Origin of the sequence: Streptococcus sp. 20925_1_44, assembly GCF_041432435.1 — a bacterium.
In the GTDB taxonomy this organism is placed as follows: domain Bacteria; phylum Bacillota; class Bacilli; order Lactobacillales; family Streptococcaceae; genus Streptococcus; species Streptococcus infantis.
Map to the genome: position 1 here is coordinate 114,727 of NZ_JAPVZQ010000005.1, position 11,638 is coordinate 126,364.

Below are 11,638 nucleotides of genomic sequence, written 5' to 3' on the forward strand. Positions count from 1 at the left end.
TAATCGGCTGAGTCATTTTATAGTAAATTGTTTTATTGCTATTCTATCTGTTTTTTCATATAATAGTAGAATAGGATATGTGATAAACTTATCACCTTAAATAGAAAGGAAATTCTATGTCAAATCTATCTGTTAATGCTATTCGTTTCTTGGGTATTGACGCTATTAATAAAGCGAATTCAGGTCACCCAGGGGTGGTAATGGGTGCAGCACCGATGGCTTACAGCCTTTTCACTAAAGAACTTCGTATCAATCCAGCTCAACCAAACTGGATCAACCGCGACCGTTTTATTCTTTCAGCTGGTCACGGATCAATGCTTCTCTATGCCCTTCTTCACCTTTCTGGATTTGAAGATGTGAGCATAGATGAAGTGAAGAACTTCCGTCAATGGGGCTCTAAAACTCCAGGTCACCCAGAATTTGGTCATACAGCAGGGGTTGATGCAACAACAGGTCCTCTAGGACAAGGGATTGCAACTGCGACAGGTTTTGCACAAGCAGAACGTTTCCTTGCAGCCAAGTATAACCGCGAAGGTTATAACATCTTTGACCACTACACTTACGTTATCTGTGGAGATGGTGACTTGATGGAAGGTGTCTCAAGTGAGGCTGCTTCTTATGCAGGCTTGCAAAAGCTTGACAAATTGGTTGTTCTCTATGATTCAAATGATATCAACTTGGACGGCGAGACAAAAGATTCATTCACAGAGAGTGTTCGCGATCGTTACAATGCCTACGGTTGGCATACAGCCTTGGTAGAAGATGGGACAGACTTAGAAGCTATTCAAGCAGCTATTGAAGAAGCTAAGGCTTCAGGGAAACCATCTTTGATTGAAGTAAAAACTGTTATTGGTTATGGTTCGCCAAACAAACAAGGGACTAATGCCGTACACGGTGCCCCTCTTGGTGCAGACGAAACGGCTGCAACTCGTCAAGCCCTTGGTTGGGACTACGAACCATTTGAAATCCCAGCAGAAGTTTATGCTGATTTCAAAGAAAATGTTGCGGACCGAGGTGCATCAGCATATGAAGCATGGACAAAACTAGTTGCAGATTACAAAGAAGCTCATCCAGAACTTGCTGCAGAAGTGGAAGCCATCATCGAAGGACGTGATCCAGTTGAATTGACTCCAGAAGACTTCCCAGCTATAGAAAATGGCTTCTCTCAAGCAACTCGTAACTCAAGTCAGGATGCTTTGAATGTAGTAGCTGCTAAATTGCCAACCTTCCTTGGTGGATCAGCTGACCTTGCTCATTCAAATATGACTTACATCAAAACTGATGGACTTCAGGACGATGCAAATCGCTTGAACCGTAATATCCAATTTGGTGTTCGTGAATTTGCAATGGGTACAGTTTTGAACGGAATGGCTCTTCACGGTGGACTTCGAGTTTACGGTGGAACTTTCTTCGTATTCTCAGACTACCTTAAAGCAGCAGTTCGTTTGTCAGCTCTACAAGGTCTTCCTGTAACCTATGTCTTTACTCACGATTCAATCGCAGTTGGTGAAGATGGACCAACTCACGAACCAGTAGAGCACTTGGCCGGACTCCGTGCGATTCCAAACCTTAATGTTTTCCGTCCAGCAGATGCGCGTGAAACTCAAGCAGCTTGGTACCTTGCAGTGAAGAGTGAGAAAACACCAACTGCCCTTGTCTTGACTCGTCAAAACTTGACTGTTGAGGAAGGAACTGACTTTAATAAGGTTGCGAAAGGTGCTTATGTTGTCTATGAAAATGCAGCAGACTTTGACACGATTTTGATTGCAACAGGTTCAGAGGTTAATCTAGCTGTTTCAGCTGCTAAAGAATTGACAAGTCAAGGTGGAAAAGTTCGCGTAGTCAGCATGCCATCTACGGATGTCTTTGATGCACAAGATGCCGCATACAAAGAAGAAATCCTACCAAATGCAGTTCGTCGCCGTGTGGCGGTTGAAATGGGAGCGACTCAAAACTGGTACAAATACGTTGGTCTTGATGGAGCAGTTCTCGGTATTGATACTTTTGGAGCATCTGCCCCAGCTTCAAAAGTGTTGGCAGAGTATGGATTTACAGTTGAAAACTTAGTGGAAATCGTAAACAACTTGAAATAAGAAAAATCAGAGCTTTGCTCTGGTTTTTTATTGATCTAAAACTAAGGTGCAATCTTGTAAAAAATAGTGAAATTTGATATAGTAGTCCTATGTAAAATACAAAGGAGAAAATACTATGGAAAATATTAGTCCAAATTTAACATTTGTGATCATGCTTGTAGGAATGTTTGCCTTGATGTTCTTTATGCAACGTTCTCAAAAGAAACAAGCGCAAAAGCGTATGGAGAGTCTCAATAAACTTCAAAAAGGCTATGAAGTCATTACTATCGGTGGTTTATACGGTACAGTTGATGAAGTTGATACCGAAAACAGAACGATCGTACTTGATGTAGACGGAGTTTACTTGACTTTTGAACTTGGAGCTATCAAATCTGTCTTGCCACTTAAAGAGGCTGTTACATCAGAAGGTACAGTTGTCGATGGTGAAAGCGCGATTGAAGAATAAAACGGGGTGGATCTCATACCCCTTTTTCTATGAAGATGGGGAACAATAATGAAGAAAGTTGTTTTTGTATGTCTTGGTAATATTTGCCGTAGTCCTATGGCAGAATTTGTTATGAAATCTTTAACCGATGATTATGAGATTGAAAGTAGAGCAACTTCTTCTTGGGAACATGGAAATCCAATTCACAAAGGAACTCAGAAAATTTTTAAAGCTCACGAGATTCCTTATGATTCATCAAAAACATCACAGCAAATTTCTAAGGATGATTTTGAATATTTTGATTATGTCATTGGGATGGACGAGTCCAATCTTCTAGATTTGACTCGAATGTGTCCACAAGACCAACAACACAAGCTAGAGGCATTTGCTTCTGAGGGTGTTCCTGATCCATGGTATACAGGTGATTTTGATGAAACTTACGATCGAGTTTTAACTGGTTGCCAAGCTTGGCTAACACGTTTAGAAAATGAGGCAAAAAATGGATAATTTAAAGAAATTCTATGATAAGTACAGTGTCTATATAACGCGTCCTCGTTTGGAAATTGCAACAGTAGTAGTCATAGCTCTTTGTGCTATATTTGTATTTGTAGGGAATATGCCTAAGCAAGGAGTTTTAAAACTGGATGGCGATTCACTTGTATATGATGGAAGTATTGTTCGTGGAAAGATGAATGGCAAAGGTACAATGACCTTCTCAAATGGCGACACTTATACTGGTGAATTTAAAAATGGAGCATTTAACGGTAAAGGAACCTACCAAGCTAAAGAAGGCTGGGTTTATGAAGGTGACTTTGTTAATGGCCAAGCTGAAGGAAAAGGAAAACTGACTACAGAGCAAGAAGTTGTCTATGAAGGTGATTTTAAACAAGGGCTCTTCCAACAAGCACAATAACCTCCTCTTAGAGGGGGTAATATACCGAACCTATAGAAAGCGCTTACATGGAAATTAAGACGCCTTTCAATACCTTTTTACAATGAAGTTTGTGAAAAATAAAAGTTTTACGAGATTATTCACAAAGTATAAGCTAAAAAGCGTATGGGTAGGGATGTGCAAAATTATTTTCACAAGCGAATAAAAAAAGTTTGTGAAATTTCTATGAAACTGTTTACAAATCTTGAAAAAAGAGTTATAATAAGATTGTGAAAAAACTAACAAAGGACTTACAATCCTTGAAAGCTATGGAGGAAAATATGGCTGATAAAAAAACTGTAACACCAGAGGAAAAGAAACTCGCTGCTGAAAAGCATGTTGATGGTTTGGTGCAAAAAGCTTTGGTTGCCCTTGAAGAAATGCGTAAACTTGACCAAGATCAAGTCGATTATATCGTAGCAAAAGCTTCAGTTGCAGCACTTGATGCTCACGGAGAATTGGCTTTACATGCCTTTGAAGAAACAGGACGTGGAGTATTTGAAGATAAAGCAACTAAAAATCTATTTGCTTGTGAGCACGTGGTAAATAACATGCGCCACACTAAAACAGTTGGTGTTATTGAAGAAGACGATGTGACAGGTTTGACTCTTATTGCTGAACCGGTTGGTGTTGTTTGTGGTATCACTCCAACAACAAACCCTACTTCAACAGCAATCTTTAAAGCTTTGATTTCATTGAAGACTCGTAATCCTATTGTCTTTGCGTTCCACCCGTCAGCTCAAGAATCATCAGCTCACGCTGCTCAAATCGTGCGTGATGCAGCGATTAAAGCAGGAGCTCCTGAAAACTGTGTACAGTGGATTACTGAACCATCTATGGAAGCAACTAGCGCATTGATGAACCACGAAGGTATTGCAACAATCCTTGCAACAGGTGGGAATGCCATGGTTAAAGCTGCATACTCATGTGGTAAACCAGCTCTTGGGGTAGGTGCCGGAAACGTTCCAGCTTATGTTGAAAAATCAGCCAACATTCGCCAAGCTGCTCACGATATCGTAATGTCTAAATCATTTGATAATGGTATGGTCTGTGCATCTGAACAAGCGGTTATTATTGATAAAGAAATTTATGATGAATTTGTAGCAGAGTTCAAATCTTACCACACTTACTTTGTAAACAAAAAAGAAAAAGCTCTTCTTGAAGAGTTCTGCTTCGGCGTGAAAGCAAACAGCAAAAACTGTGCTGGTGCAAAATTGAACGCTGACATCGTTGGTAAACCAGCAACTTGGATCGCAGAACAAGCAGGATTTACTGTTCCAGAAGGAACAAACATTCTTGCTGCAGAATGTAAAGAAGTTGGCGAAAACGAGCCGTTGACTCGTGAAAAATTATCACCAGTTATCGCAGTTTTGAAATCTGAAAGTCGCGAAGACGGTATTGCAAAAGCTCGTCAAATGGTTGAATTTAACGGTCTTGGGCATTCAGCAGCTATCCATACAGCTGATGAAGAATTGACTAAAGAATTTGGTAAAGCTGTTAAAGCTATTCGTGTTATCTGTAACTCACCTTCTACTTTCGGTGGTATCGGGGATGTCTATAATGCCTTCTTGCCATCATTGACACTCGGATGTGGTTCTTACGGACGTAACTCAGTTGGGGATAACGTTAGCGCCATTAACCTCTTGAATATCAAAAAAGTCGGAAGACGGAGAAATAACATGCAATGGATGAAACTTCCTTCAAAAACATACTTTGAACGTGATTCAATTCAATACCTTCAAAAATGTCGTGACGTTGAGCGTGTCATGATCGTTACTGACCACGCTATGGTAGAGCTTGGCTTCCTTGATCGTATCATCGAGCAACTTGACCTTCGTCGTAATAAGGTTGTTTACCAAATCTTTGCAGATGTAGAGCCAGATCCAGATATCACTACAGTTGAACGTGGTACTGAGATTATGCGTTCCTTCAAACCAGATACAATCATTGCTCTTGGTGGTGGATCACCAATGGACGCTGCTAAAGTAATGTGGCTCTTCTATGAGCAACCAGAAGTGGACTTCCGTGACCTTGTACAAAAATTCATGGATATCCGTAAACGTGCCTTCAAATTCCCATTGCTTGGTAAGAAGACTAAATTCATCGCTATCCCAACTACATCTGGTACAGGATCTGAAGTAACTCCATTTGCCGTTATCTCTGATAAAGCAAACAACCGTAAATACCCAATCGCTGACTACTCATTGACACCAACCGTGGCAATCGTAGACCCTGCTTTGGTATTGACAGTTCCTGGATTTGTTGCCGCTGATACTGGTATGGACGTATTGACTCACGCGACTGAAGCTTACGTATCACAAATGGCTAGCGACTACACTGACGGTCTTGCTCTTCAAGCAATCAAACTCGTATTTGAAAACCTTGAAAGCTCAGTTAAGAATGCAGACTTCCACTCACGTGAGAAAATGCATAACGCTTCAACTATTGCTGGTATGGCCTTTGCTAATGCCTTCCTAGGTATTTCTCACTCAATGGCTCACAAGATTGGTGCACAATTCCACACAGTTCACGGACGTACAAATGCAATCTTGCTTCCATACGTTATCCGTTACAATGGTACACGCCCAGCTAAGACAGCTACATGGCCTAAGTACAACTACTACCGTGCAGATGAGAAATATCAAGATATCGCTCGTATGCTTGGACTTCCAGCTTCTACTCCAGAAGAAGGAGTTGCATCTTATGCTAAAGCTGTTTACGAACTCGGTGAGCGCGTAGGTATCGAAATGAACTTCAAAGCACAAGGTGTTGACGAGAAAGAATGGAAAGAACATTCACGTGAATTGGCCTTCCTGGCTTATGAAGATCAATGTTCACCTGCAAACCCACGTCTTCCAATGGTTGATCATATGCAAGAAATCATCGAAGATGCTTACTATGGTTACAAAGAAAGACCAGGACGTCTTAAATAATTGATTATCAGTCAGAGGCAGGAGTAATCCTGCCTCTTTTTATAGTTTTTCAAAATAGAAGAGGTTAAAAGTTTAACAAAAAAGTTTTGTAAATAACTATAAAGATGTATGTTGATAGACTTTTGACAAAGGGAATCTATATAAAATTGTGTATCTAGAAAGTAGAAAACTGAAGTGAAAATCAACGTCAGCGCTTGCAATAAAACTAAAATAGTTATATAATAGGTTTGTTGAAAGGTGATTTGTAGTGATTCAAGTTACTCTTTTCACAATAAAATTTTCATGATTTTCATAAGGAGGAAATCACTAATGGTAGTTAAAGTTGGTATTAACGGTTTCGGTCGTATCGGTCGTCTTGCTTTCCGTCGTATCCAAAACGTAGAAGGTGTTGAAGTTACTCGCATCAACGACCTTACAGATCCAGTTATGCTTGCACACTTGTTGAAATATGACACAACTCAAGGTCGTTTCGACGGAACTGTGGAAGTTAAAGAAGGTGGATTCGAAGTTAACGGTAAATTCGTTAAAGTTTCTGCTGAACGTGATCCAGAACAAATCGACTGGGCTAACGACGGTGTAGAAATCGTTCTTGAAGCGACTGGTTTCTTTGCTAAGAAAGAAGCTGCTGAAAAACACTTGCATGCAGGTGGCGCTAAGAAAGTTGTTATCACTGCTCCTGGTGGAAACGATGTTAAAACAGTTGTATTTAACACTAACCACGATGTTCTTGATGGAACTGAAACAGTTATCTCAGGTGCTTCATGTACTACAAACTGCTTGGCTCCAATGGCTAAAGCTCTTCAAGATAACTTCGGTGTTGTAGAAGGATTGATGACTACTATCCACGCTTACACTGGTGACCAAATGATCCTTGACGGACCACACCGTGGTGGTGACCTTCGTCGTGCTCGCGCTGGTGCTGCAAACATCGTTCCTAACTCAACTGGTGCTGCTAAAGCTATCGGTCTTGTAATTCCAGAATTGAATGGTAAACTTGACGGATCTGCACAACGCGTTCCAACTCCAACTGGATCAGTTACTGAATTGGTAGCTGTTCTTGAAAAGAACGTTACTGTTGATGAAGTGAACGCAGCTATGAAAGCAGCTTCAAACGAATCATACGGTTACACAGAAGATCCAATCGTATCTTCAGATATCGTAGGTATGTCATACGGTTCATTGTTTGACGCAACTCAAACTAAAGTTCTTGACGTTGACGGTAAACAATTGGTTAAAGTTGTATCATGGTACGACAACGAAATGTCATACACTGCACAACTTGTACGTACTCTTGAATACTTCGCAAAAATTGCTAAATAATTTCTGAGTCGAAAAAGCAAGACCAATCGGTCTTGCTTTTTGTATCTATAAAAATGGATGATAAAATCATCCATTTTGTTTTAATTCTCTTTCAAATGTATCTGAGAGTGCGGTAAAGCTTAATTTATTTAAAGTCAGAGGGTGGATAAAGGATAGTTTAAATGCGTGAAGCATCAGTCTCTTGTTTTTTGAGTGTGGGTTGTAGAGTGGGTCCCCGAGGATTGGATGTCCGTGGTGAGATAGGTGGACTCGGATCTGATGAGTACGTCCTGTTTTTAATCTACACCGAACGAGACTGGTTTTGTTTTGAAATTGTTTTAACCGAGTTACATGAGTTTCGGCGTATTGACCATTTTTGGGGTCAACTATTCGTTTTCTACGATCGTGGCGATTGCGACCGATTTTATCTCGAAATATAAGTTCTTTATTCTTTATTTCCCAGTCTACTAGAGCCCAGTATTCTCGAGAAATCTCTTTCTTTTCTAATAAGCGATTAAGGATAGGAAGAATGAATGGATTCTTCGCAAACAGTACGAGACCGCTTGTTTCCATATCTAGTCTATGAACAACATAGCAAGTTTGGCCGACATAGGCGCTGACATGATTGAGAAGAGCTATCTCGTCTGGCTGATTTCCATGTGTCTTCATACCCTCAGGTTTATTGACGATAATTAAATGTTGGTCTTGATAGACTTCTTCGACAAGCTTGGGATTTCCCCATAGAATTATTTTTGTAGGATAATCTTCCTCGTCGAAAATCAATTGGCACTCATCTCCAGCCTTGACCGTTTGATGCCAGTGGACTTCTTCTTGATTAATGAGGATGTGTTTCTTGATTCTCAAAAAATGCCTTATTTTTCGAGGTATTAACAATTGTTCTTCTAGAAAATGTTTGACAGTCATTTCGGGTAGAGAGTTGGGGATTGTAAAGGTAAATTTCATACTGATATTGTAACAAAAATCAATTTATTTGGACAGGGGAACTAGCAAAATTCTTGTCTTCCTATGGGGAAGATGATAAAATATACGCATGAAATTAGATACCTTATTTGAAAAATTTCTTTCTTTATTTAAAAAAGAAGAATCTGAAATTGAAAAAACAGAAATGAATGGAACTGAACAAGAAGAAAGTGCGTCGAGCAATTTACGGCGTTCAAGAGCAGGACGAAAGAAAGCGGGGGCAATTGGTCCTGTTCGAAAATTTTGGCGTCGCTATCATCTGACAAAAATCTTTTTGATTCTTGGGCTTAGTGCCAGCTTGTTTGTTGGGGTCTATTTGTTTGCTCTAGCAAAATCGACAAATGTTACCGACTTACAAAACGCTTTAAAAACTCGCACTCTGATTTTTGACAGAGAGGAAAAAGAAGCAGGCGCCTTGTCAGGTCAAAAAGGCACCTATGTCGAACTTTCGGATATCAGTGAAGACTTACAAAATGCTGTCATTGCTACAGAAGATAGAAGTTTCTATAAGAACGATGGTATTAACTATGCTCGTTTTTTCCTAGCGATAGTGACGGCTGGACGCTCAGGTGGTGGTTCTACAATTACTCAGCAGTTGGCGAAAAATGCCTATCTTTCTCAAGATCAGACTGTACAGAGAAAGGCGAAAGAATTCTTTTTAGCTTTGGAGCTAACAAAAAAATATAGTAAGAAAGAAATTCTGACTATGTACTTGAACAATGCCTACTTCGGAAATGGAGTTTGGGGTGTTGAAGATGCAAGTAAAAAATATTTTGGGGTTTCAGCCTCTCAACTGACACTTGATGAAGCTGCAACTTTAGCTGGAATGCTCAAAGGACCAGAATTGTATAACCCTTTGAATTCTATTGAAGATTCTACTAATCGTAGAGACACCGTTCTCCAAAACATGGTCGCTGCTGGCTATATTGATAAAGACAAAGAAGCGGAAGCTTCGGGTGTTGATATGGCCTCTCAACTGCAAGATGCTTATGAAGGTAAAGTTTCAGACTACCGATATCCATCCTATTTTGATGCTGTTGTTAATGAAGCAATTGAAAAGTATAATTTAACTGAAGAAGAAATTGTGAACAACGGCTATCGTATATATACGGAATTAGATCAGAATTACCAGGCTAATATGCAGGTCATTTATGAAAACACAGCTCTCTTTCCAACCGCAGAAGATGGAACTCATGCTGAGTCGGGCAGTGTTGCTCTAGAACCAAAAACAGGAGGAGTTCGAGGAGTTGTTGGTCGTGTAGCAGGAGATGATAAAGCTGGTTTCCGAAATTTCAACTATGCAACTCAATCAAAAAGAAGCCCAGGTTCAACTATTAAGCCCTTAATTGTCTATACCCCAGCAGTCGAAGCTGGTTGGCCTCTAAATAAAGAGTTGGACAATCATACTATGGAGTATGGTGATTACAAGGTAGATAACTACGCAGGAATTAAAACATCTCCAGAAGTTCCAATGTACCAAGCTTTAGCTGAATCCCTAAACCTTCCTGCAGTAGCCACGGTTAAGGAACTTGGTATTGACAAGGCTTTTGAATCAGGCGAAAGATTCGGGCTTAACTTAACCAATGTAGATCGTGTGTTGGGTGTTGCACTGGGCGGTGGTGTGGAAACCAGTCCACTGCAAATGGCGCAAGCTTATGCAGCATTTGCGAACGAAGGTTTGATGCCTGAAGCACATTTCATTACACGTATTGAAAATGCAAGTGGTCAAGTCATTGCTACCCATAAGAATTCTCAAAAACGAGTGATAGATAAATCCGTAGCGGATAAAATGACTAGCATGATGCTAGGGACATTCACAAACGGTACAGGGATAAGTTCATCACCAGATGGTTATGTTATGGCCGGAAAAACAGGTACAACAGAAGCAGCCTTCAACCCGGTGTATACGAGTGACCAGTGGGTTATCGGCTATACGCCAGATGTAGTCATTAGTCACTGGCTTGGTTTCCCGACAACCGATGAAAATCATTATCTAGCAGGTTCGACATCAAATGGCGCCGCTCATATTTTTAGAAGTATGGCAGAAACAATTCTTCCTTATACACCAGGAAGCACATTTACAGTTGAAAATGCCTATAAAATAAATGGGATTGCTCCTGAAAATGTTCCGAATCAGTCAACTGACAATGGTGGAGGGCAGTCAAATGACTCTATAAGTGACATTCAAAGTCGAGCCCAGAACCTTATTGATGAGGCAGAAAAAGCTATTTCAGATGCAAAAATTAAAGAAAAGGCAAAAACCGTCTGGGATACAATTGTAGATTTGTTCCAATAAATTGTTTAAAAGACAAGAGCATAACTCTTGTCTCTTTTTATATCCTAAAAAGTCTAAAAAGATATCCCAACGAAATATCAAACATTCAAAAAAATAAAAATCAGGCAAGATAAATAACAAATTAGAAGAAATGTCATAATTCGTCTCTACCTCTGCTATACTTATGGAAGAAAAGGAGACAACTATGTTAGACATGAATTACCACGAAGTAAAAGCTATTGTACATAAGTGTAGAAAAGAATACTACCTTCATTTATGGGAAAAAGAAGATTGGGATCAAGAGGGAATGATTTGCCTACATGAATTATTAGAAAATCACCCTGATTTTAAGAAAAATAAAAATAAGGAATTTTATACCTACTTCAAAACAAAGTTTCGAAATCGAATTTTGGATGCAGTCAGGAAACAAGAAAGTTACAAAAGAAGATTGGATCGACAAGCTTATGAAGAAGTGAGCGAGATTAGCCATCGATTAGGAGAAGGGGGTCTATTGATAGATGAGTCTTACGCATTACAAGAAGTGCTTAAAGAGTATCGAGCAGGATTAGGAAAAGAAAAATTGGAGTTATTTGAACGACTGTTAGCTGATGAGCGATTCAAAGGAAGAAAAGCAATGATGAAAGAACTAAAGCAGGTGCTAAGAGATTTTTCTCCAAAAAGATAAAAAAATAAATCCAATAT

The 11,638-nt window shown here is 39.7% G+C and carries 9 protein-coding genes; 8 read left to right on the forward strand and 1 reads right to left on the reverse strand.

Going from position 1 to position 11,638, the window contains the following annotated elements; genetic code table 11:
- Window positions 1–116 precede the first annotated feature (116 nt).
- The 6 genes from tkt to gap all read left to right on the forward strand — a co-directional run bounded on the left by tkt (window position 117) and on the right by gap (window position 7,701).
- A complete protein-coding gene (gene tkt / locus O3643_RS07470; protein WP_371500909.1) occupies window positions 117–2,093 on the forward strand; it encodes a transketolase in 1,977 nt (658 codons plus the stop codon).
- Window positions 2,094–2,217: 124 nt separating this feature from the next.
- Window positions 2,218–2,538 carry a preprotein translocase subunit YajC gene (gene yajC / locus O3643_RS07475; RefSeq protein WP_247913099.1) on the forward strand — a complete coding sequence of 107 codons (321 nt, stop codon included), beginning with the start codon at window positions 2,218–2,220 and terminating at the stop codon, window positions 2,536–2,538.
- Between the two features lie 48 nt (window positions 2,539–2,586).
- Window positions 2,587–3,024, forward strand: coding sequence for a low molecular weight protein-tyrosine-phosphatase (locus O3643_RS07480; protein WP_006153398.1), 438 nt, complete (start codon window positions 2,587–2,589; stop codon window positions 3,022–3,024).
- A complete protein-coding gene (locus O3643_RS07485) occupies window positions 3,017–3,430 on the forward strand; it encodes an MORN repeat-containing protein (protein WP_024056349.1) in 414 nt (137 codons plus the stop codon). Before O3643_RS07480 ends, O3643_RS07485 begins: the two co-directional genes overlap by 8 nt.
- 299 nt (window positions 3,431–3,729) lie before the next feature.
- On the forward strand, window positions 3,730–6,381 hold the full coding sequence (gene adhE, locus O3643_RS07490; protein WP_049494466.1) for a bifunctional acetaldehyde-CoA/alcohol dehydrogenase: 2,652 nt from the start codon (window positions 3,730–3,732) through the stop codon (window positions 6,379–6,381).
- A gap of 309 nt (window positions 6,382–6,690) precedes the next feature.
- Entirely contained in the window at window positions 6,691–7,701 is a 1,011-nt protein-coding gene (gene gap / locus O3643_RS07495; RefSeq protein WP_004251141.1) for a type I glyceraldehyde-3-phosphate dehydrogenase, read from the forward strand.
- Window positions 7,702–7,767: 66 nt separating this feature from the next.
- On the opposite strand, the gene O3643_RS07500 is transcribed toward gap, so the two are convergent.
- Window positions 7,768–8,643, reverse strand: a complete 876-nt coding sequence (locus O3643_RS07500; RefSeq protein ID WP_371500913.1) for an RluA family pseudouridine synthase — start codon at window positions 8,641–8,643, stop codon at window positions 7,768–7,770.
- Window positions 8,644–8,731: 88 nt separating this feature from the next.
- Between O3643_RS07500 and pbp2a the strand changes: the two genes are divergently transcribed.
- Both pbp2a and O3643_RS07510 read left to right on the forward strand, forming a co-directional pair.
- Entirely contained in the window at window positions 8,732–10,957 is a 2,226-nt protein-coding gene (gene pbp2a, locus O3643_RS07505) for a penicillin-binding protein PBP2A (protein WP_371500915.1), read from the forward strand.
- 184 nt (window positions 10,958–11,141) lie between these two features.
- Window positions 11,142–11,621, forward strand: a complete 480-nt coding sequence (locus O3643_RS07510; RefSeq protein ID WP_371500917.1) for a sigma-70 family RNA polymerase sigma factor — start codon at window positions 11,142–11,144, stop codon at window positions 11,619–11,621.
- Window positions 11,622–11,638 lie beyond the last annotated feature (17 nt).

Bases quoted from the DNA above. Each gene is read 5' to 3' on its own strand.
- O3643_RS07510 (WP_371500917.1), top strand. From the start codon at position 11,142: ATGTTAGACATGAATTACCACGAAGTAAAAGCTATTGTACATAAGTGT.
- O3643_RS07480 (WP_006153398.1), top strand. From the start codon at position 2,587: ATGAAGAAAGTTGTTTTTGTATGTCTTGGTAATATTTGCCGTAGTCCT.
- pbp2a (WP_371500915.1), top strand. From the start codon at position 8,732: ATGAAATTAGATACCTTATTTGAAAAATTTCTTTCTTTATTTAAAAAA.
- O3643_RS07500 (WP_371500913.1), bottom strand. From the start codon at position 8,643: ATGAAATTTACCTTTACAATCCCCAACTCTCTACCCGAAATGACTGTC.
- tkt (WP_371500909.1), top strand. From the start codon at position 117: ATGTCAAATCTATCTGTTAATGCTATTCGTTTCTTGGGTATTGACGCT.
- gap (WP_004251141.1), top strand. From the start codon at position 6,691: ATGGTAGTTAAAGTTGGTATTAACGGTTTCGGTCGTATCGGTCGTCTT.
- O3643_RS07485 (WP_024056349.1), top strand. From the start codon at position 3,017: ATGGATAATTTAAAGAAATTCTATGATAAGTACAGTGTCTATATAACG.
- adhE (WP_049494466.1), top strand. From the start codon at position 3,730: ATGGCTGATAAAAAAACTGTAACACCAGAGGAAAAGAAACTCGCTGCT.